The organism is Paenibacillus sp. GYB003, from assembly GCF_036577625.1.
GTDB lineage: Bacteria > Bacillota > Bacilli > Paenibacillales > NBRC-103111 > Paenibacillus_AB.
Genome location: NZ_JARBDC010000032.1, coordinates 88,791 through 110,236, shown reverse-complemented (window position 1 = coordinate 110,236; position 21,446 = coordinate 88,791). Strand labels below are relative to the sequence as shown.

The window sequence follows — 21,446 nt, the reverse complement described above, 5'->3', positions numbered from 1 at the left end:
CAGGGAGGGAACGAAAGTGCCGGAATTGCCCGAGGTGGAGACGATTCGCCGAACGCTCGAAACGCTCGTCGCCGGTAAAACGATCGAACGCGTCACCGTCAGTCTGGCGCGCATCATTCAGCGGCCGGACGATTGCGACCTGTTCGCCGCGATGCTGGCGGGGCAGACGATCCGATCGGTGGAGCGGCGCGGCAAATTTTTGCGTTTGATGCTGGACGACCTGGTGCTCGTCTCGCATTTGCGAATGGAAGGCCGCTACGGCGTCTATGCGTCGAGCGAGCCTGTCGAAAAGCATACTCACGTCATTTTTCATTTGGGCGACGGCACCGAGCTGCGCTACAAGGACGTTCGTCAATTCGGGACGATGCATTTGTTCCCGCGCGGCGAAGACTTGGCGGAGCTGCCGCTGCGCAAGCTCGGGCTGGAGCCGCTCGGCCCCGATTTCACCTTGGCGGCGTTCAGCCGCGAAGCGGCGGGGAAGTCGACGAAGGTGAAGCCGTTCCTGCTGAATCAGGAATATGTGGCGGGACTCGGCAACATTTACGCGGACGAAGCGCTGTACGAAGCGCGCATTCATCCGGAGCGGACGACGGACTCGCTGTCGAAGCGGGAGATGGCCGCGCTGCACGAGGCGATCGTCAAGACGCTGCGGGAAGCGGTCGAAGCCGGAGGCTCGTCGATCAAATCGTACGTGAACGGGCAGGGCGAAATGGGCATGTTTCAGCAGCGGCTGGAGGCGTACGGACGGAAGGGCGAGCCGTGCCGCCGCTGCGGGGAACCGATCCGCAAAATCGTGCTCGGCGGCCGCGGCACCCATTATTGTCCCCGCTGCCAGCCGGAGCGGAAGCAAGCGGGGAACCGATAACAGAAGAGAGAACGACAACCGGCGCCGGCCGGCTCTGCCGACCCGACTTGCGAGAAGCCGGGTCGTTTTTTTTCCACGACATGCCTTTGGGGGAATGGAAGCATGGCTCTCCGCAAAAAAATCGGCGACCTGCTGGTCGAGAGCGGACTGCTGACACACGAGCAGCTGGCCGAGGCGCTGACGAAGCAAAAAGAGGAGAAAACGAGGCTCGGCGAATTTTTGATCAACCGCGGCTACATCACGGAGCAGCAGCTGATCGAAGTGCTGGAGCTGCAGCTCGGCATTCCGCATATCCAGCTGTATCGTCAAAAAATCGAGCCGAAAATCATCAACATGATCCCGCAGCGGCTGGCGGAGCGTCATCAAGTGCTGCCCGTGCGCGCCGAAGGCGGCAAGCTGATCGTGGCAATGGCCGATCCGCTGGATTATTTCGCCATCGACGAGCTGCGGATGACGACGGGGATGCGCGTCGAGCCTCATATCGCGGCGCGGAACGAGCTCCAGAGAGCGATCGGGCGATATTACGGCCTTCAGGAGTCGGTGGAGCAGATCAGCCAAATTTTGCAGCACCGCGAGCAGGAGGAGACGAAAGCCGCCGCGGAGGAAGACGATTCGCCCGTCGTCAAGACGGTGAACCAAATGATCGCGCATGCCGTTCAAATCGGGGCGAGCGACATTCATATCGACCCGCAGGAAGACAGTCTGCGCATCCGATACCGGGTGGACGGGCTGATGAGGACGGAGCGGACGCTTCCCCCGCATATGCGCCACGTCATCGCGGCCCGGATCAAAGTGATGGGCAGCCTGAACGTGGCGGAGCGAAGGCTGCCCCAGGACGGGCGCGTGGAGCTGGACATCGAGTATCGCAAAGTCGACATTCGGATTTCGACGCTCCCGACCATTCACGGGGAAAAAATCGTCATGCGCATTCTCGATCTCGGCAGCACGCTGAAGCAAATCGAGAATCTCGGCTTGTCCGAGCATAACCTTTCCCGGTTTCTCCTAGGAATCCGCCGCGCGCACGGCGTCGTCCTCATTACCGGACCGACGGGAAGCGGCAAAACGACGACGCTGTACTCCGCCTTGGCCCGATTGAACCAGGACGACGTTAATATTATTACGGTCGAAGACCCGGTCGAGTACCAGCTGCAGGGAATCAACCAGGTTCAGGTGCAGCCGGCGTCGGGCCTCACGTTCGCCCGCGGACTGCGCGCCATGTTGCGGCAGGACCCGAATGTCGTCATGATCGGGGAAATTCGCGACGCGGAAACGGCCGAGATCGCGGTCCGCGCGGCGATGACCGGGCATCTTGTTTTGAGCACGCTGCATACGAACGACGCCGTCAATGCGATAACCCGGCTGATCGATATGGGAGTCGAACCGTTCCTCGTCTCGTCGTCGGTCCATTGCATCGTCGCCCAACGGCTCGTCCGCCGAATATGTCCGCACTGCTCGGAACCGTACGAGCCTTCCCGCGAGGAAAGCGAGCTGCTGGAGTCGTACGGTCTCCGCGTCCGAACGCTGCGGAGAGGGCGCGGCTGCGGGGAATGCGGACGCACCGGCTACAAAGGCCGCCTCGCCATCCATGAAATTTTGTCCGTGGACGATACGCTCCGCTCGATGATGCTGCAGAAGCGGTCGGACAGCGAATACCGCGCATACGCGCGGACGCAAGGCCTCGTTTCGCTGATGGAGGACGGGCTAAGCAAAGCGGCGGCCTGCCAAACGACGGTGGCGGAAATATTCCGCGTCATGGGCAGGGAGTAACGAAGCGGCCGTTGTTTTCCGCGACGCTACAGTTCGATAGGAAACGATGGCAAACCTTATTCCTCCGAAAAAGTTCTCCGCGCAACGTTTTCGTTTGTTTGCATTCCATAGGGAGCCGTCGACTCCGCTTCTAATCGCCGTTTGAATCGCCGCATTAAAAAAAATGGTTCAAAAGACCTAAAAAAATTACTATCATAATCGAAAATATAGTATAATATGACTGTAATATAGGAATATTGACCCAATCCCCTTTTTCAGCCTCATGTTTAGCGGAGTTGAACGATCATGCCCAAGTATACGTACAAAGCGGTCGACGATAGCGGGCGATATTGCAAAGGTTCTTTGGAAGCCCCGTCGTACGTCCAGGCGATGGACGAATTGAAGGCGCGGGGGCTTTGGATCCGGAAGCTCGCCGATCCGGGCGCCAGCATCTGGCATAAAGAAATCAAGCTCGGCGGTCCGAAAGCGAAGACGGAGCATTTCACCGTTTTTTGCCGCCAGCTGTCCACGCTGTACCGGTCGGGCGTCCCTATGGTCGAATCGATCAAACTGCTGTCCCGTCAGACGGAAAGCGCGGCGCTGCGCGGCGTACTGTCGGAGATGGCGGAAGACATGGAGGGCGGTGACCAGCTCTCGGAAGCGGCGGCCCGGCATCCGACGATGTTCGCTTCCGTCTTCGTCAGCATGGTTCGCGCGGGCGAGGCGAGCGGCAATTTGGACGACATGCTCGAAAGGCTGGCCGTCTTTTACGAGAAAGAGCATTACACCCGCGAGAAAGTAAAGTCGGCGATGATTTATCCGGCCGTGATGGCGGTCGCGACCGTGCTGGTCGTCACGATGATGCTGACCTTCGTTATTCCGAGATACGTATCGAACTTCGAGTCGATGGGCATTCCGCTGCCGCTGCCGACGAAAATCGTCGTCGCTTTGAGCGAATTCATCCGTTCGTACTGGTTCTTCCTTCCCGTATTGCCGCTTGGCTCCTCGCTTCTGCTCGGCATGGCGAAAAAAACGCCGAAAGGCTTGTATTATTGGGACCTGCTCCGGATCCGGATTCCCGTATTCGGCAAGCTGGCACATAAACAGTCGATCGCCCGGTTCAGCCGCACGTTCAGTTCGCTGCATGCCGCCGCCATCCCGATGCTGCAGACATTGACGATCGTCTCGACCGTCGTCGGCAACGAAGCGCTGGGCCGGCTGGTCCGCGAAGCCCGGGAAGGGCTGCGAAACGGCGATTCGGTCGCGCAGCCGTTCGCGAACAGCCGGCTGTTTCCGCCGATGGTCGTGCAGATGCTCGCGATCGGCGAAAGGAGCGGATCGCTGGACAGCATGCTCGATAAGGTGGCCGACTTTTACGAGGCCGACGTCGACGCGATGGCGGAGCGGCTGAAATCGCTGCTGGAGCCGCTCATGATCGTCCTGCTTTCCGGCATCGTCGGCGGAATCGTGCTGGCCGTCATGCTCCCCACGTTCGGGCTGATGCAAGGGTTGAATTAAGGGTTGATAGTAATGAACCGTTACTATAGACGAACCGAAGAAAAGGAGAGCCCTACATGCGGACAGCCATCCGAAATCCGATTCATAACGAGAAAGGACTTACTTTGGTCGAACTGCTTGCCGTTATCGTCATTTTGGGCGTTATCGCGGCGATTGCCGTGCCGGCGATCGGCGGGGTGATTAAAAATTCCAGGGAGAATGCGGATACGCAAACGGAACAATTGATCAAGGATACCGCCCTTCGGTACTTGACGGACCTCGACCCGGACGGGGATGGGAATACGAGCTCGGGAACGCCCGTACTGACACTTTCCGGCGGGGCCGGAACGCTGAACGTTACCGCTCTGGTTCCGTCTTATTTGAGAAGCGTCCCCAGAAAACAATCCGAATCCACTCCGACATGGTACAGCACGATTCCCGTAACGTACTCCGCCGCGAACGGATGGGAAATCGGCGCCGGCAATTTGGGCACGACGACGACGGCCCCGTAAGTTTTATTTTATACCTATTCGAATGAGCCGCTTTTGCTCAACTGCCGGATTTCATTTCGCGCATTTCACCTTTTGCCGAACGGGGTTGCCATGGATCCGTACACGCTGTACATGCTTTTGTTCCCGTTTATCGTTGTCCTCGGTCTGCTGACCGGCAGCTTCCTGAACGTCGTCGCCCTCCGAAGCTTGACCGGCGAATCGATCGTTTTACCGCCTTCCCGCTGCGTTCGCTGCAAGCATCCGCTCAAGCCGACGGATTTGATTCCGCTGCTCGGCTATTTGCTTCTGCGAGGCAAATGCCGCTATTGCCGCGGTCCCATTTCGCCGGTATACCCCGCGGTCGAGGCGGCCGTCGCGCTGTCGTTCGCCTTGATCTATCGGGAAATCGGCTGGAGCGCCGAGCTGCTTCCCGGCTTCCTGCTCGTCTCGGTGCTGGCGGCCGTTGTCGTGACCGACCTGAAGAGCGGTATCATACCCGATCGAATCGTATTCCCCTGCATGGCGATGGCCGCCGTACTCCGGCTTGGCGTGCATCCGCTGCCGTTGTGGGATTACGCCGCCGCATTTTTCGCCGGTTCGGGCATTTTATGGCTGCTCGCCGTTGTCAGCAAAGGAGGAATGGGCGGGGGCGACATTAAGCTGTTTGCGCTGATCGGCTTGCTGCTGGGGCTCAAGCTGACGCTGCTTGCGCTTTTTGCCGCCAGTCTGGCGGGCACGCTGTACGGCGTCGGAATGCTGCTCGCGGGCCGGCTGCGGCGAAAGCAGGCGGTTCCTTTCGGACCGTTTATCGCGACGGCGGCCTTACCGGTCTATTTATGGGGAAGCCCGATGCTGGCCGTACTCGGGCTGCCGCCGTTTCCGGCATGACGAGGAAAGCGATTAGCTTCTTGCGAGGGGGAACCGGCCGATGGAAAAGCTGAACCGCCTTTACCGGAACTTGTTTCAGTTGCCGAGCTCGTCCCTTGGCCTTGAATTGACGGATCGTTCGATTAAAATGATCGAGCTGCGAAAAAGGGCCGGCAAGCTTCCGAAAATTTATAAAATGGCTTCGCGGCGATTGCCGGAAGGCGCGATCGTCGACGGCAAAATCCGGGACGTCGCCCTCGTCGCGGAGGCGATGCGGGAGATCGTCCACGCGAACGGCTGGCGGCGCAAAAAAGTGCATATGGCCGCTCCCGGCCAATCGGTCATGGTCCGCTTTCTGAAGCTCCCGGATATTCCGGACCGCGAATTGAAACAGATCGTCGACTTCGAAGTTCACCATAACGTTCATTTGCCGTTCGACGAGCCGTACTACGATTACTGCAAGCTGAACGGGGCGAGCGGCACGGAACCGGCCCGGTTTCGCCGCAAGCGGCGGGATGCCGGCCCGGACAATCGCATGTTTGTGGAGGAGGCGGCGGCCGGCGGCGAGATCCGGCATTTCCGGCCGGCGGAAGAAACGGGGGACGATCGGGCAAGTTCGGAGCGGCTGTGCGACGTCCTGCTGGTCGCCGTCCCGAAGCCGCTCGTCGAGGACTATGCGGCCGTTGCGGAGCGATCCGGGCTCGTACCGGCGAGTATGGAAATCAAAGCGTTGTCGCTGTTCCGTTTGATCGGGCTTTGGAATGGAGAAGAAGCGGGACGCACGCTTTTGCTCGTCGATGTGAACGAGTCCGCGGCCGATATAAGCATTTTCGGGGAGGGAAGGCTGAAAATGACGAGATCGGTTCCGCTGGAGCCGGTCCGCGATGAAGATGCAAGCGCGGAATTCATCGACGAGCTGGAGCGGGTCATGAATTTTTACCGGTATACGTTGAACAACCGCGATCGGCCATTTCAGGCGATACTGCTGTCCGGCGACTCGCCGGCCGTCGCCGCCATGACGGAAGCGATGCGGGAAAGGCTGAACGTGAGAGTGGACAGGTTGCTGTACGACCGGTACGAGCCGAGACAACGGTTTCGCGAAGACGCGGCCGCCTACAGCGTTCCGATCGGATTGGCGCTCAGGGAGAGATAACCGTTGAAAGACATGAACCTGATACCGAAAAAGCCTTTTTTGGAAAAAGCGTTTATCCCCCTTCTGTCGGCTGCGATCGGAACGTCTTTGCTTGCCGCCGCTCTCGTTTCCATATTCGTCGTCCGGTACGACGGGGATTTGGAACGTCGTACCGCCGAAATCGAACGAATGCGCCTGGATCTGCAGCGTGCGACGGCGGCAAGGCAAGTCGACCGGCGGACGCAGGACTACAATGCGATGACGGCCGGCGTAGCGAAGCTGAAGGACAGCCGCAGAGATTGGAGCCCGGTATTCGAGCTTGTATCCCGTTACGTGCCGCAAACGGCTCGAATCGTCGCCATGGAGGCGAAGGAGCAAAACCGGATCGCGCTCGGCATGGAATTTGCCGATTTGACGCAAATCGCCGAATATACGGTCCATTTGCAAAAATCGGGGCTGATCGCCGCGGTGCGGGTGAGCGGCATCGAAAGGCAGGAAAAGCATGCAGGGACGCCGGCCGTCTCTTCTCCCCCGGTCAATCCGCCCGGAAGCGCGGCATCCTATAACGTGGCCATCCAAATTACGCTTCAACCACTATCGAACGGTAAGTAGGGAACCTATGAACACGCAGCATTGGAGAAGCCGGCTGTCGAAGCTCCGCAAACCGGGCTATTGCTTGCTTCTCGCCGTATGCGCGGGAATCGCCGTCAACGTCCTGATCGTTTCGTACAAGTTGATGCCGCTGTTTCAAGAGCGCGTCGTATTCAATTTGCAGTACAACCAGCTGGAAAAGCAGCTGGCCGCGATGGAAAGCAGCCCGATCCCGGAGCCGGCGTCGGAGCCGAATATCGAGAAGCTCGTCAGGCAAGTCCCGACGAAAGAGGAAATCGCCTCGTTTCTGGTAAGCCTGAAGGAGATCGAGCGGCAGTCGGGCGTCGTGCTGAAGTCGATCCAATTCGGCGGCGACAAAACGAACGGGCAGCCCGACGACTTGATGGCGTTCATCCAAAACCAGCTGAAATCGAGCCAGCCGTCGGCCGGTGCCGCGGACGGAACGAACGCCGCGCCTCCGGCAAGCCCGGCGCCCGCACCGGCGCCGCAAACGAACCGGGCCGCTCCCGCGGGCGTCCCCTTTCAGGAAACGAAAGCGACGATTGTCGGGACAGGCGCTTATGCCCAGGTCGTCGATTTATTCGATCGCCTGCATCGGCTGGAACGAATCGTCTCCATTACTGGCTGGCAAATCGATCCGGCGGGGGAAACGGGGCCGTCCGGACAGCCGCTGCTTCAGGCGGCCTTGACGATCGTCCTGTACAGCGCCGGGCAATATGCGGAAACATTCCCCGCGCTGCCGGCGATTCCGACAAGCCCGCCCGGTCCGAAACCGAGCCCGATCGTCGCGGACGAGCTTTATTGGAACATGCTGCAGTCGACGAAATCGAAATAAAAGGTTGCGAACCGGGATGATACGTAATGAGAAAGGCGTAACTTTGCTGGAAATATTGGCGGCGACGGCGATTTTGGGCTTTCTCGTCATCGGATTTCTCAACCTGGCCCATTTCAACGCCAAAGCGAAGCTGGAGCAGGAAAGAAGGGCGGAAGCACTTCGACTGGCCGAAGAACAGCTGAACCTGAAACGGGCGTACTACCATTCGGTTCCCGCCGTTTCGGCCGTATCCGGCAATCAAGTCGTTTCCGATACGACATCGGGCTTTTATCGGGTGCTGATCCAACTGTCGGACTTAACGTCTTCTCCGGTCTATGCGGCTCCCGCCCACCCGAAGCAGGTGTTCGTCCAATCGGTCGTCCTGGTCAAAGACGCCTCGAATTTGATGGCGATGCTGCCGAGGCTGCTGACCGTTACGGTTTCATGGGGCGGGTGAGCGCGATGAACGATCAAAGAGGGCTGACGCTTCTCGAAGTGACGGCGACGCTGACGATTTTGTCGATCGTCATGATCGTCCTCTACTTGTTTTTGGCTTCCGCGCACCTGGAATTCGCCCGTTCGAACGAAAACTACGATGCGCAGCGGCAAATCAACGACACGATGACGGCTATCAGCAAAAATTTGACGGACTGCGCCGAGGTGTATAAATATTCGGAAAACGAGCTTCGGATCGTTACCGGCGAGGGGGCACCCTCCTCCTTTTTGTATAAAGCGCTCGTCTACGATAAAACCGCCGGGACCTTGACGCTGTACGAAATCGGCCAAGCCGCCTACAACGCCAAAACGGCGATCCAGTACGCCAATCCCGCAAACTATTCGAAAAAAACGGTACTTGCCCGCAACGTCCATCCCTCGTCCGATATGACCGTCACCGAGTCCGTCGCGAACGGCGGAGGAACGGCGGCGACCGATAAACCGATTCCGCTCGGCACGATCGTATCGAACGGAAGACTGATCCGTATCTCCATTCCGTTCCGTTACGAGCTGTCGGGCGCGAGCGGCGGCAAAAGGGCGATCGACGAGCGGAAGGACGTAACGATCAAGCTTTTCAAGCTTTGACATGCGAAAGAAGACGGCCAAAAAGCCTGTTCGGACGAACAGGCTTCCGTTTATTTTCTCGAAACGGTGCCGGAGGATACCCGATACTTGTTCGGGTAGATGTACTGGTTGTTGCTCGGCGTAATTTGCGGAGAATGGTCGTTCTGGAGCGCTCCGGTCCCCGACGCGAACGTGCCCTGGACGACAACGTCCGTATTGTTGTTATGCGGATCGTAATAGGCCTCTCCGGTCAGCATCACGTTCGACGCGATCAGTTGGGTCGTTTCGTTCCCTTTCTTCTCCAGTCTCAGGTTGCCGTCGACCAGAAGCATGCCGTTCAGCTGAAAAATCGAGTTCTGGATGAACAGCTCGTTCGGAGGGTCGCCGAGAGCCAGGTGAATCATCACCTTTTTGTTCGAAGGCAGCACCAGGTTGTTCAAGATGCTCATATTTCCCGTGCAGGCGCATTTGATCGTAATCGTATCGTACGGACTGACCGGGGAAAACGAGTTGACGAAGCTGGCGACTCCGCTTATAAAGCTGCCGGCGCTCGTATACGTCTTGTCGTAGGAGGTCGCCTGAAGATTTTCGTACGCCTCCTGGTAGGCGGCCGGATTGTCGCCGGACGTAATCATTTCCGTTCCCGCCCCGTTCGGGCCGATCGCATGAAGCAAACTGTTGTTTTCGGCGGTGACCTGGTTGTCGACCGTCGTTCCGCCGCCGGTACCGCCGTTGCCTGCCGGCATTTCGTATTTGATCGACTTCGAATAATCGCCCACTCGTACGACGATTTTGGCGATATGGTTGCCCGCGGCCAGCAGCGGGGGCTGAACGGCGGCAGGCGCATCCGTCGTGTTCACCGCGGCGGGATCGACGACGTATAAACGATAGTCGATCGTCGTGCCGTCCGGCCTCGCAATCGTTTTCGCTCCCCAGCCCGGATAGGCGTTGAAATGATCCAGCTTCGCCGTTCCGGTATACGAGGAATAGTAGCTCAGGAGCGACTCCATCCCTCCGACGGCCAAATCCGTCACTTGCTGCTGCGTGATTCGTTTCGTCTCCGCCGCATTTGCGGCATAAGCCAGGTTCAGGACGACGGGCGCGAAAACGGCGACGACCGCGGCTATAAGCAGAACGTACAGCAGTGCGGCTCCTTGTTCGTTCGCGATTCGTTTCATTTGCAGCACTCCCCGATATCCTTTATTATAAACGTCCGAACGAATGTTGTAATGACATTTCGCGCGAGATTGGTTAAACTTTAATAGAGAGCCGGTCCGGACGCCGGGGACGCGCAGGAGGCGCGTTCAGACACCCATTCCCGTCAAGCTTCATAGGATAATCGTATCGGCGACCATGCTCGCTGTGGACGAAGCTTTGACGGGAGGGTGCTTATGCCTATCGTATCGTTGGCTTTTTTGGCGCTTGCGGTCAGTCTTGACGGTTTCGGCGTCGGGGTCATGTATGGACTTCGCAAAATCCGGATCCCGCCCGTCTCGATCGCCATCATATCGTGCTGCTCGGGCGTCGTTATTTTCGCCTCGATGCAGATCGGGGCGCTGATCGCCAAGTTTTTGTCCCCGTCCGTGGCGTCGGCGGTCGGCGCCGTCATTTTGATCGCCATCGGACTATGGGCGATCGTGCAAATGTGGCGGCAGCGGCCGGGGCCGGAAGGCGCCGACGGCGAGCCGGATCGCGAACCGCCGGTATCGGACCGGCATTGCGAAGAACGGCGCACGGAAGCCGGGGCGAACGGCGGCATTCGGACCGTCGTGCGCATCGAAGTCAGGCGGCTCGGGCTCGTGATCGAAATATTGCGCACGCCTTCGCTCGCGGACGTCGACCGGTCGGGCTACATATCTTCCTCGGAAGCGGTGTTGCTCGGCGTCGCTCTGTCTCTCGACGCGTTCGGCGCCGGAATCGGCGCGGCGTTCATCGGCTTCGCGCCGCTGGCGACGGCCGCCGTCATCGCGCTGGCGAGCGGATTGTTCATCGCCTCGGGGCTGAAGGTCGGCTTGTCGTTCGCCGATACGCGATGGCTGCAGCGGTTGTCGGTGCTGCCGGGCTGCATTTTGATCGCGATGGGCATTATGAAATTAATGTAAAGGGCGAAAACGCACATGAATATCGGATTGACCGGAGGGATCGCCAGCGGGAAAAGCACGGTCGCGGCCATGCTCGTCGAACGCGGAGCCGTCCTGATCGACGCCGACCGCATCGCCCGGGAAGTCGTGCTTCCCGGCACCCCCGCCCTGGAGCAGGTTGCGGAGCGGTTCGGCTCCGGCGTGCTGCTGCCGGACGGCAGCTTGAACCGGAAAGCGCTCGGCGAGATCGTGTTCGGCGACGAGGCGGCCCGCAAAGAGCTCGAATCGATTCTCCATCCCCGCATTCGCGCGCTGATGCGCGAAAGGATGGAGACGCACGAACGCCAATCGCCGGACAAGCTCGTCGTCGTCGACGTCCCGCTTTTGTTCGAGTCGAAGCTTCAGGCGATGTTTCAGGAAACGGTGCTCGTCTACATTCCTCGAAGCTTGCAGCTGGCCAGGCTGATGGCCCGCGACGAACTGACGGAGCGGCAGGCGGAAAGCCGGCTGGCGGCGCAAATGCCGATCGAGGCGAAACGGGAGCTAGCCGATTTCGTCATCGACAACAGCGGGGAGCTCGAGGAGACGCGGCGCCAAGTGGACGAATATTGCAAACGAAAGGGAATGGAATGACGTTTTTACGTAAAAAGCGGGTATTTGCGCTGCTGTTCGTTTTATTTCTCTTCCTTTTATTTTATAATTCGGAATGGTTGGGCAAGTGGCTGTATCCGATCCGGTACGAGCAAGATATCGCGCTGAGCGCGCAAGCGTACGGGGTCGACCCCGTGCTGATCGCTTCGATCATACGCGTGGAGACGAACTTCAACCCGGACAAGCTGTCGAAAAAAGGAGCGATCGGGCTCATGCAGCTGATGCCGGATACGGCCGAATGGATCGTGAAGAAGGCGGGCTATGCGGAAGAAACGTCCCAATCGCTGCACCGCGCGGACGTCAATATCGAAGTGGGCGCCTGGTACTTGAAATCGCTCTTCACCCAGTTCGACAACAATCGGTTCGCCGTGCTGGCCGCCTACAACGCCGGCCCCGGCAATACGCGGAAATGGCTCGACAACGGGACATGGGACGGCACGCTGAAAAATATCGGGCAAATTCCGTTCGGCGAAACGAGGCACTACGTACAGCGCGTGCTGTACTACTACGACAAATACGCCAAGCTCTACGCGGAACGTCTCGAAGCCGCGGCGCAGCCGGCGAAAAGATAATCGGCGTTCGGCCGCCGGGTTCACGCGGTCAAACGGTTGCCGAAAGAAAAACGCCGGACGGGCTCCGGCAGGAGCTGTCCAGCGCTTTTATATCATAGGTAAAATTAACGGCCGGCAAGTTGTTGTTCGGCGATTTGAACCAGTTTGCGGGTAATGTGACCCCCGATTGCACCTGCGTCGCGGGTAGCCATGTTGCCCATGTAACCGTCTTGCGGAATCGCAATGCCCAGCTCTTGAGCTACTTCGTATTTCAGTTGGTCGAGAGCGGCGTTAGCTTGAGGAACTACAAGCTGGTTGCTGGAACGTTGTTGTCCTTGTGCCATTTCGTTTCACCTCCTTGTCGATGGTAATTGTATTATGTGCGGAAAACGGCCGAACATAACAGGTAGTGTATGGTAAGTTGCTGCGCAAAAGCTTTGTCTGCGCGTTCGAAGTCGGCCTTTGCTTTCGAAGCCAGCACTGGCTTCGCAAAAGCTCAGCTTATGCTTTCGAAGCCAGCTTTTGCATCGCAAAAGCTCTCAGGAGGGACTCCGATGAAATGCCCTTATTGCGATTATTCCGGTACGAAAGTGCTCGATTCCCGTCCGGCCAACGACAATAAATCGATACGGCGCCGCCGGGAATGCGAGAAATGCCAGCGCCGCTTTACCACGTTCGAGATGGTCGAGGAAACGCCGCTGATCGTCATCAAAAAAGACGGCAGCCGCGAAGAGTTCAACCGCGACAAAATGCTGCGCGGCCTTATTCGGGCGTGCGAGAAGCGGCCCGTATCGGTCGAGCAGCTGGAAGCGATCGTTTCGGAAGTGGAGAAGGAAATGCGAAGCCACGCCTACGCCGAGGTCGCGAGCCGGGAGATCGGCGAGCTCGTCATGGAGCAGCTGTATCCGGTCGACGAGGTGGCGTACGTCCGGTTCGCCTCCGTCTATCGGCAGTTCAAGGACATCAACATGTTCATGAAGGAATTGAACCAGCTGCTCGGCAAGCATACCGATCCCTCCGTCAAATAGCTCGCCGCGGGGCGCTTGGACAACCGTATCGGCGGTTGAGGACGGCGCGGCATACCCGTTTCGTTTCCGAATCCGGCATACATATCGCCGTGCTTCCCGGCAGCCTGATGCAGATGAATCGGAAAACCTCACGTTAATTGGCTCACCTGCCTGGCGTCGGAGCGATTAACGGGAAATGCTCCCGGTATATCGGCTTTGCGATGAAGTAAAGCGCGGTCCGGGCGAAGATATCGCGATCGACAATATTATAGGGAGCCTTTTTCCCGCAAATGGCCCGCCGCGGCGCGGGCAAACAAAAAAGAGCCTTTCGCGAACAGGAAGGGCTCTTTTTTGTCGTAGACAGGCCCATCGATGTCGGGGTGTAAGGAACGGTACGGCGACTTGAGCGTTCGCACCGATCCCCCGGACGCTACCTCGGCTCGTTCGGTCCGCCCCGCGTTCCCGCCAGCAAAATGCCGGGGATGCTTTCGAGCAGCGAATCGTCATCGTCCTCGTAGTTCGGATCGTTTTTGATCGCGTAAGCTTCCCCTTCGGTCAGATGGCGCGTATTGCCCGTATATTTCGGTTCGAGCGCGCGGATTTCTTCCTCGTCCATGTCGTCAAGCCTCCTTGTCCGGTATGCTTGTAGGCTTCCCGATCGGGGAGGACGTATGCGGGCCGGATTTTAGCAGCCGATCCGGCAAGTCCCGAATAAAAGTTTGGGCCGAATGCGAACGAAATGACCCGGTTGTTTGTTAATACGTATAGAAACGGGAAAGGAGGGACGGAATGGAAGACCGGGAGCTGTTCGAAACGTACCGGAATGACGTTTACTATTTGTGCTACTATATGATGCGCAACCGATCGGATGCCGAAGACATTTGTCAGGAAACATTCGTACAAGCGCTGCGAACGGACCGAAGCCGTATAACCGGCATAAAGCCATGGCTGATGCGGATTGCCGCCAATTTGTGCAAAAACGAGCTGAGCCGGCGAAAGAGGAAGAATTTGAAAGAAGCGGCCGCTTACTGGCTGAACCGAACGCGCCAGGAAACGCCGGAGGAAGCGGTCGAGCGAAGCGAGGAAGAGAACGAAATGATCGGCTTGTTTGCGCTTCTTCCCGTCAAAATCCGGATCGTGGCAAGCTTGCGCTACGTGAACGGGCTGACGCTGCAAGAAATTGCGGAAATAGTCGGCATTCCGGAAGGGACCGTCAAATCCAGGCTGAACCGGGTTCATACGATACTGAAACGCAAGCTGGGGACAACGACATATGTGCAATTGAAAGGAGAAAAATGCTATGAGCCGTAGCAGGAAACCGGACGAGCAATTGTTCGATCTGATAAGGGGCAATCGCCCGAAGCTGCCCGATTTCGAAACGATGTGGGAACGGATCGAGCGACAGGTTGCAGTAAAAGGGGACGCATCGCACCGTATGCGGCGTTCGTCTCGAACGCGTAAACGACGTATATTGCCGATCGTCGTCGCCGCTTCTTTGCTTCTCGCGGCGACTCCGGTCGTAGCCGGATATTCGTTCGAATGGTCCGACGTTTTGGGCCGAATCGGCATACGAACGGCGATGGAGCAAGGGTTCGGCCAACGGATCGATCAGACGATTTCCAGCGAAGGGACGACGATGCAGCTTTACGGGGCCGTAGCCGACGACAAGCGGCTCAACGTGTTGTTTACGCTTGACGTGCCCGGCCTTCCGAGCGACGGCATTTTGGAATTCGAGCGCAGTACGCTGCAATACGAATCGGGAGAGCAAATTCCGCTGCTCGGTATTTTCCGGCGGGACGAGCAAGATATCGGCAAGCTTCGCGGATTTTTCGAAGCGAATTACGGGGCGGGCGGAAAGAAGCAGCAATTGAAGCTGGATGTAAGCAATTTGATCGTATACGGCTACCGTCATTCGGCTTTGGATTGGAAGCCGGATCAGTTGGACAAAGCAAGCGCCGATTTTCCGCAGCAGCCCTTTTCGCGCATCGAGATCGAATCCGTCATGAGCAAGGACGATATCGTTACGATCAAATATCGCATTCGGGCCAGCGGCAAAGAGTCCGTCCGTTCCGATCCGCATCTGACGCTTCACTCCGGAAAGGAGACGGTCAAACCAACCTACAGCGCCGTACTTCCGTCCGAACGCGACGATACGATCGTACAGCAGACGACATACCGCATCGCTCCCGAAGAATGGAGCCGTATATCCTTCGGCTTCGCCTTCCTGGAGAAAACCCGGGTCATCCCCGGGCATTGGGTCGCTTCGTTTGAATTTGACGGAAGAAAGGCTGCGCAGGCGACATATATTCGCCGGCTTGAAGCCGACAAGGCGGTCAACGATTCGGATATGGAATTGCGCCGGCTTGTCGTCACCCCGATGAGCATTCGTCTTTACTTCGACGACAAATGGAAAAAACAGGCCGGAACGTCGACCGTTCATTACGAGAACGCGTATTTGGAATTGGGCGGACATCGCATTCGCGGATATTTGCAAGCAAAGCAAAACGGCGATCGCTATCTCGAATTCGAATCGCCCGAATGGTATAAAGATTGGTCGAAGGTACCGATGAAGCTGATGCTGTCCGACGCGAAAATCGGGGTGCTAGCCGCCAAGGACGAGTTTATCCAATTGACAAATCCGTCCGAACATCCGCAAACGGTGCAAACAACGCTAAGCGGACTGCCGGTGAGCTTCACCTACTTCAAGAAGGATGGCAAATTGGTTGTTCAGTCGGAATCTCCGTCGCCTTCCTTCGGCGGCATTACGCAAAGCTTTTTGCAGGTAAACGGCGGCCGGGCTTATCCGGAAATGAATCCGACGCCGCCGGGGGGCAATGGCTTTAATCGGAAGGTCGAGACGTACAAAAACGTGCCGGACGGCGATTTGCTGCTGAACCCGAACTCTTACGTGCTGCTCGAACCGGAAAGAAGCGAACAGGTGCAGCTGCAGGAATAACGTTAGCCTTGCGTTGGATTTGTACGTCGATGGACCGCCGAAGCGTTTGTCTCCGGCGGTTTCCATCGATTATATACGTAATAATTACATATAATTGACTTGCCTTCGTTTGTGCATTACAGTTAAAGTCGAATAGGCAGAAGCAAGATGATTGCGTAATTGATTCCTGATTCATCCTCCAAGTTTCCCTGGAAAGAACGGTGACGAACAATGGCAGAACAGCAGCGGACGATTCCGGTTTATTTGCTGTCCGGCTTTTTGGGCAGCGGCAAGACGACTTTGTTGAAACGGTGGCTGGAAAAGGCGAACGGCCAAGGGCGGAAGCCCGCCGTCATCATGAACGAGCTCGGCGACGTCAATCTCGACGGCATCCAGCTCGGCGGGCAGGTGCATATGGCCGAAATGCTCGGCGGGTGTATATGCTGCACCGTCCGCGGCGATCTGGGCTACGAAATGATGAAGCTGATCGACGAGCATGAGCCGGATTTGCTGCTGATCGAATCGACGGGAGCGGCGAATCCGCTGGACATTATCGACGCCGTCGGCGACGCGTCGATGCTGAAGCGGGTCGAGCTGAAGCAGGTCGTGACGGTCGCGGACGCGCATCATTTGCAGGCACAGCTGGAGAAAGGGAAAGGCCCGACGTTCCGGCTCATGAAGGAGCAGCTCCGCTGCGCCACAATCGTGCTGGTGAACAAAATCGATCTCGTGACGGAAGCGCAGGCGGACGAGCTGGAGACGGCCATTCGCGATTGGAACCCGTTCGCGACGCTGGTCCGGACCGTCTCCGCGCAAGTCGACATCGGTCTGCTCGAGGGCGGAGGCGCCGAGCAAGCGGACCGTCCCTCCGTCGGCCCGGAGCGGTCATGCGGCTGCGGCGACGAATGCGCCCATGCGAACGAACATGACCGTCGCGACGGTCACGGACACGCCGATCCGCATCATACGCACTCGCATGTCATGGCTTATACGGCTTATTTCGACCGCCCGGTCGACAGCGAATCGTTCGAAGCGATGATGGGCGGGCTGCCGGACGACATTTACCGGGCGAAAGGTATTTTATCGTTTACCGATACGTCGTCCCGCTTTATGTTTCAATACGCGTACAAGCAGCTGGACTTGATGAAAATCGATCCGCAGGGCGAAGTGCCCGACGTCGCCGTATTTATCGGCGAGCATTTCGATAAAGCGAAGCTGGCGGAAGCGATCGATCGCCTGATCGAACGATCGGACAGCCGCCTCCAAGACGATTCCGAGCGCTACTAGAAGCGCCCGAGTCGTCTTTTTTTTATCATTTCAAACCCCCGCCTCGGCTTCGATACGATTTATAGAGTTTAGGGCCAATCGAATCGCACGAACGGGAAAACCTCCCGTTAACTCGCTCTCCGATAGGCATCGTTTTGAAATACATGGAAAAGCTCCCGATAAAACGGCGTCGAATCGGCGAAAAGCGCGGTTTGGTCGACATTAGCGGGACGTTTTCCCGTTGTTCTCCCCGCAAACGGGAAACGACCGAAAATAGCGGGAGCATTTCCATCTCGCTTCCCGATCCGCCGCCGTTTCGGCATGAAAAAGATTCGGTTTGCACCGAAAAGCCCGCCAATCCCGAGCTTCGCTTTAGCGCCAAAGCCGGAGCAGGTTCCCGCTGCCGGCAGCGGGAAACGGCGATACCGGCCCGTATGACCTGCGCCGGCGTCGTCGGGAGTTGAAGCGGGGGCGAGGGCGGGCATAGGAGGCGGGACGGGCCCAAGTTCCAAGTGTCTAACGGACACGGCGGCCGCTATGAGCCTCATTTCGGCTTATTATTTTCTAACGGAAACAGGCGCACCTATTTGGCGAAAAACCCCCTTTTGGACGGCGGTACGGAGCCAATAAGCGCAGGTGGTGTCCGTTACGATTGGAAATCGGCCGATTTTCGCGAAATAAGCGCCGTGGCGTCCGTTACGTTTCGGAAGCCGATTGTTTTCGCTCCTCCCCGAAATACGTCGAGAGACGTTTTACTCAGCCCGCAGCACCAAACCGATAGATCGCTTATCGGTCGCGGCCTATGCATATCCGGTTCGCTCAGTCACCATACTAACAACAAATGTGGTTCGTTTTTCATAACTGCGCGAGCTGAGCTGAACTGAACTGAACGCATATCGAAGGGGGGTTCTCGCGTGTTTCGATTTCCTTGGAGCAAACGAAAGCAGCAAAGGGCGAATGACAGGAATCGGGGGAATGCAGGCGGCGGCCGGAGGAAAGACGGAAACGATGACGGAAGCAAAGAGCCGTTTACCGAAAGCATCGAGCATACGATTTCGTTTATGCGGGACCGCTTCGACGTCAGCGACGATTTCATCATTCGGCGGCTTCAGGTGATGGGAGACGTTCCTGCGGTCGCCCTGTATTTTCCGTCGTTGACGAACGGCGGGCATCAGCCGGCCATCAGGTCGTTCATGACGATCGGCAGCCGGATGCGCGGCGCCCCGCACGAAGATTTGAAGCGGGAGCTGATGAACGACTTCTTGTATTCCTGCGACGGCCGAACGGAAGCGACGCTTGACAGCGTTATCGAAGAGCTGCTGAACGGGAGCACGATCGTTCACGTGGAAGGGATGCGGGAAGCGTTCGTCTTCTGCACGCGCGACGTCGAGCGGCGTTCGATCGACCAGCCGGAAACGGAGCAGGTCATCCGGGGACCGCGGGAGGGCTTCATCGAAAACTTGATGACGAACATTTCGCTCATCCGCTACCGGCTGCAAACGTCCGATTTGCGGATCAAAATCAACAAAATCGGCAAATATACGCGCTCGTGCGTCGCCGTCTTCTATATACAAGGCATCGTCAACCCCGCTCTGGTCGAAGAGGTGCAGCGGCGTCTGTCGAAAATCGAAATCGACGGCATTCTCGACTCCGGCTATTTGGAGCAGTTCATCGAGGACAATCATTATTCGCCGTTTCCGCAAATTCAAATTACGGAACGTCCCGACAAAGCGGTCGCGAATTTGCTGGAGGGCCGCGTCATCATTATGGTCGACGGCTCGCCGATCGCGCTGATCGCGCCGACCGTCTTCAGCCAGTTTTACCAAACGAGCGAAGATTACGCCGAACGGTTCGTGCTCGTCAGCTTCATTCGGCTGGCGCGGCTCGTGGCGCTCGTCTTCTCGCTCGTGTTTCCCGCTTTGTACGTCGCCGTCATTTCGTTCAATCCCGAGCTGATCCCGACCGAATTCGCCGTAGCCGTCGCGGGCGGGAGAGCCGGCGTTCCGTTTCCTACCGTAGTCGAAGTGCTCGTCATGGAAGTATCGATGGAGGTGCTGAGGGAGGCGACGATCCGTTTGCCGCAGCAGGTCGGCGGCGCGCTGTCGATCGTCGGCGTTTTGGTCGTCGGCCAGGCGGCCGTCGCGGCCGGCTTCGTCAGCCCGATCACGGTCGTCATCATCGCCCTGACGACGATCGGATCGTTTGCCACGCCGGCATACAACGCGGCACTGGCGCTGCGGCTGCTCCGGTTTCCGATCATTATTATCGCCGGCACCTTCGGTCTATACGGCGTCATGGTCGGTCTCATCTTGATCGCCAACCATTTGCTGACGCTCAAATCGTTCGGCGTGCCGTACCTCAGTCCGATCGTGCCCGGCAATTTCGAGGGCTTCAAGGATACGGTTTTCCGCGCTCCGCTATGGTGGATGAAACGGCGTCCGGCGCTGCTGCATACGCCCGATAAGACGAGAATCGGCACGAAAAGCTACAACGAGCTGGATCAAACGAAAAACAATACGCTCGATCCGCTGACGGTCGGAAACCGTTTTGGAGGAGGGGAACGCGATGGACAATCCTCGTCAAGTGACGGCGATTCAGGCGGCGACCGTACTCATTAGTACGATTATCGGAGTAGGGGTATTGCCGCTGCCTTTGTTCGCCGCCAGAGGGGCGGGGCCGGGGGCTCCGCTGCTGACGGCCGGCGCTATCCTTATCGCCTTCGCCGGTCTTTATTTCGTCACGAAGCTCGGGCAGCGATTTCCGCATCAAACGATCATTCAATACAGCGGGCAGCTGATCGGCAAATGGCCGGCCCGACTCGGCGCGCTGCTTATCATCGTTTTTTTCGGGGAGCTGACCGCGCTCACCTCCCGCGAGTTCGGCGAAGTCGTCGTTACGTCCGTCCTGAAACGAACGCCGCTTGACGTGACGGTCATCGTCATGCTGCTGCTGGCCGCGCTTTCGACCCGGGCGAGCATCACGTCGTTCGTCTATATTCACCAGTTTTACGTGCCGCTCGTCCTGTTTCCGAGCCTGATCATTATCGCGCTCTCGCTCAAAAACGCCAACCCGCTCTTTCTGCAGCCCGTTTGGGGCCAGGACATGCATAACGTCATGCGGGAGCTCGGCACGATCGCGTCGCTGTTCAACGGCGCTTTCGTCATGACGATGATCATCCCGGCGATGCGCAATCCGCCGAGGGCGGTACGGGCTTCGGTATGGGGCATGTGCATCGCCGGAGGCGTTTACTTTCTGATCGTAACCGCCACCATATCGGTGTTCGGACCGGAGGAAACGAAGCTGCTCTTATGGCCGACGCTGGAGCTGGCCAAAGTAACGTCGCTGCCCGCGAACATATTGGAACGGCTGGACGCCGCTTTTTTGGCCATCTGGGTGACGGCCGTCTTTACGACGATGTTTTCGGGCTACTATTTCACGATCCATTCGATCAGCCAGCTGCTGCAGCTGAAAGATCATAAGCTGTTTTCGCTGCTGCTGATGCCTTACGTTTTTACGCTCGCGATGATGCCTAAAAACGTGATCGATATGTACTACACCATATCGATCGTCGGCCGAATCGGGCTATTGATTACGATCGGTTACCCGTTTCTGCTTCTGCTCGTCGCGATCGTGCGCAAAAAAGGAGGGAACGCCGGTGAACGGCCGCAATCCTCATACAACGGAGACGGCGGGGACGATACGGAAAGAGCAAAACGCGCAAACGGCGCAAAACGCGCCAACGGCCCGGACGGCCCGGACGGCCCGGACGGCCGGGACGGCGCCAACGGCTCGGACGGCTCGGACGGCGCCAACGGCTCGAACGGCGCCGACGGCAAGCCGGCCGGGACGTAAAGCCGGCCCGCTCGTACTCG

The 21,446-nt window shown here is 58.0% G+C and carries 22 protein-coding genes; 19 read left to right on the top strand and 3 right to left on the bottom strand.

Translation table 11 applies throughout. The annotated features are described in order from the left end of the window. The first annotated feature begins 16 nt into the window (after window positions 1-16). From mutM to PV407_RS11340, 10 genes are all read left to right on the top strand, one after another. The gene (mutM, locus tag PV407_RS11385) at window positions 17-865 is read left to right on the top strand and encodes a DNA-formamidopyrimidine glycosylase (protein WP_332090039.1); all 849 of its coding nucleotides are present in this window, start codon (window positions 17-19) and stop codon (window positions 863-865) included. 102 nt (window positions 866-967) lie between these two features. Next, window positions 968-2,632 (top strand): GspE/PulE family protein, encoded by a 1,665-nt coding sequence (locus PV407_RS11380; RefSeq protein WP_332090038.1) that lies wholly within the window; start codon window positions 968-970, stop codon window positions 2,630-2,632. Window positions 2,633-2,917: 285 nt separating this feature from the next. Continuing rightward, on the top strand, window positions 2,918-4,129 hold the full coding sequence (locus PV407_RS11375) for a type II secretion system F family protein (RefSeq protein WP_332090037.1): 1,212 nt from the start codon (window positions 2,918-2,920) through the stop codon (window positions 4,127-4,129). Between the two features lie 56 nt (window positions 4,130-4,185). Then, window positions 4,186-4,620, top strand: a complete 435-nt coding sequence (locus PV407_RS11370) for a type II secretion system protein (protein ID WP_332090036.1) — start codon at window positions 4,186-4,188, stop codon at window positions 4,618-4,620. A 90-nt stretch (window positions 4,621-4,710) separates the two neighbouring features. Then, window positions 4,711-5,487: a prepilin peptidase gene (locus PV407_RS11365; protein WP_332090035.1), complete on the top strand. Its 777-nt coding sequence runs from the start codon at window positions 4,711-4,713 to the stop codon at window positions 5,485-5,487. A 40-nt stretch (window positions 5,488-5,527) separates the two neighbouring features. Continuing rightward, window positions 5,528-6,619: a type IV pilus biogenesis protein PilM gene (gene pilM / locus PV407_RS11360; protein WP_332090034.1), complete on the top strand. Its 1,092-nt coding sequence runs from the start codon at window positions 5,528-5,530 to the stop codon at window positions 6,617-6,619. A 3-nt stretch (window positions 6,620-6,622) separates the two neighbouring features. Then, complete coding sequence (locus PV407_RS11355) at window positions 6,623-7,210, top strand: PilN domain-containing protein (protein ID WP_332090033.1); 588 nt, start codon at window positions 6,623-6,625, stop codon at window positions 7,208-7,210. Between the two features lie 7 nt (window positions 7,211-7,217). Continuing rightward, window positions 7,218-8,045, top strand: coding sequence for a hypothetical protein (locus tag PV407_RS11350; protein ID WP_332090032.1), 828 nt, complete (start codon window positions 7,218-7,220; stop codon window positions 8,043-8,045). 16 nt (window positions 8,046-8,061) lie between these two features. After that, window positions 8,062-8,481, top strand: coding sequence for a type IV pilus modification PilV family protein (locus tag PV407_RS11345; protein ID WP_332090031.1), 420 nt, complete (start codon window positions 8,062-8,064; stop codon window positions 8,479-8,481). Window positions 8,482-8,486: 5 nt separating this feature from the next. Then, window positions 8,487-9,104, top strand: a complete 618-nt coding sequence (locus tag PV407_RS11340; RefSeq protein ID WP_332090030.1) for a PulJ/GspJ family protein — start codon at window positions 8,487-8,489, stop codon at window positions 9,102-9,104. Window positions 9,105-9,154: 50 nt separating this feature from the next. On the opposite strand, the gene PV407_RS11335 is transcribed toward PV407_RS11340, so the two are convergent. Further along, window positions 9,155-10,261 carry a hypothetical protein gene (locus tag PV407_RS11335; RefSeq protein ID WP_332090029.1) on the bottom strand — a complete coding sequence of 369 codons (1,107 nt, stop codon included), beginning with the start codon at window positions 10,259-10,261 and terminating at the stop codon, window positions 9,155-9,157. 213 nt (window positions 10,262-10,474) lie between these two features. On the opposite strand from PV407_RS11335, the gene PV407_RS11330 reads away from it, so the two are divergent. Genes PV407_RS11330 through PV407_RS11320 form a run of 3 tightly spaced genes read left to right on the top strand, consistent with a single transcriptional unit; the run spans window position 10,475 to window position 12,387 of the window. Beyond that, window positions 10,475-11,185, top strand: a complete 711-nt coding sequence (locus tag PV407_RS11330) for an MntP/YtaF family protein (RefSeq protein WP_332090028.1) — start codon at window positions 10,475-10,477, stop codon at window positions 11,183-11,185. Between the two features lie 15 nt (window positions 11,186-11,200). Next, complete coding sequence (coaE, locus tag PV407_RS11325) at window positions 11,201-11,797, top strand: dephospho-CoA kinase (RefSeq protein WP_332090027.1); 597 nt, start codon at window positions 11,201-11,203, stop codon at window positions 11,795-11,797. Continuing rightward, window positions 11,794-12,387: a lytic transglycosylase domain-containing protein gene (locus PV407_RS11320; RefSeq protein ID WP_332090026.1), complete on the top strand. Its 594-nt coding sequence runs from the start codon at window positions 11,794-11,796 to the stop codon at window positions 12,385-12,387. Before coaE ends, PV407_RS11320 begins: the two co-directional genes overlap by 4 nt. Window positions 12,388-12,491: 104 nt before the next feature. Here the strand turns inward: PV407_RS11320 and PV407_RS11315 are convergent, their stop codons facing one another. Beyond that, window positions 12,492-12,710 carry an alpha/beta-type small acid-soluble spore protein gene (locus PV407_RS11315; RefSeq protein WP_332090025.1) on the bottom strand — a complete coding sequence of 73 codons (219 nt, stop codon included), beginning with the start codon at window positions 12,708-12,710 and terminating at the stop codon, window positions 12,492-12,494. Window positions 12,711-12,920: 210 nt separating this feature from the next. On the opposite strand from PV407_RS11315, the gene nrdR reads away from it, so the two are divergent. After that, window positions 12,921-13,394, top strand: a complete 474-nt coding sequence (gene nrdR, locus PV407_RS11310) for a transcriptional regulator NrdR (protein WP_332090024.1) — start codon at window positions 12,921-12,923, stop codon at window positions 13,392-13,394. Window positions 13,395-13,803: 409 nt separating this feature from the next. Here the strand turns inward: nrdR and PV407_RS11305 are convergent, their stop codons facing one another. After that, window positions 13,804-13,989 carry a hypothetical protein gene (locus PV407_RS11305; protein WP_332090023.1) on the bottom strand — a complete coding sequence of 62 codons (186 nt, stop codon included), beginning with the start codon at window positions 13,987-13,989 and terminating at the stop codon, window positions 13,804-13,806. 173 nt (window positions 13,990-14,162) lie between these two features. On the opposite strand from PV407_RS11305, the gene PV407_RS11300 reads away from it, so the two are divergent. The 5 genes from PV407_RS11300 to PV407_RS11280 all read left to right on the top strand — a co-directional run bounded on the left by PV407_RS11300 (window position 14,163) and on the right by PV407_RS11280 (window position 21,426). Continuing rightward, on the top strand, window positions 14,163-14,684 hold the full coding sequence (locus PV407_RS11300) for an RNA polymerase sigma factor (RefSeq protein WP_332090022.1): 522 nt from the start codon (window positions 14,163-14,165) through the stop codon (window positions 14,682-14,684). Then, on the top strand, window positions 14,674-16,329 hold the full coding sequence (locus tag PV407_RS11295; protein ID WP_332090021.1) for a DUF4179 domain-containing protein: 1,656 nt from the start codon (window positions 14,674-14,676) through the stop codon (window positions 16,327-16,329). The genes PV407_RS11300 and PV407_RS11295 overlap by 11 nt, the downstream gene beginning before the upstream one ends. 210 nt (window positions 16,330-16,539) lie before the next feature. After that, complete coding sequence (locus PV407_RS11290) at window positions 16,540-17,595, top strand: CobW family GTP-binding protein (protein ID WP_332090020.1); 1,056 nt, start codon at window positions 16,540-16,542, stop codon at window positions 17,593-17,595. 893 nt (window positions 17,596-18,488) lie between these two features. After that, complete coding sequence (locus PV407_RS11285; protein WP_332090019.1) at window positions 18,489-20,192, top strand: spore germination protein; 1,704 nt, start codon at window positions 18,489-18,491, stop codon at window positions 20,190-20,192. After that, window positions 20,140-21,426: a GerAB/ArcD/ProY family transporter gene (locus PV407_RS11280; RefSeq protein WP_332090018.1), complete on the top strand. Its 1,287-nt coding sequence runs from the start codon at window positions 20,140-20,142 to the stop codon at window positions 21,424-21,426. The genes PV407_RS11285 and PV407_RS11280 overlap by 53 nt, the downstream gene beginning before the upstream one ends. Window positions 21,427-21,446: the final 20 nt, after the last annotated feature.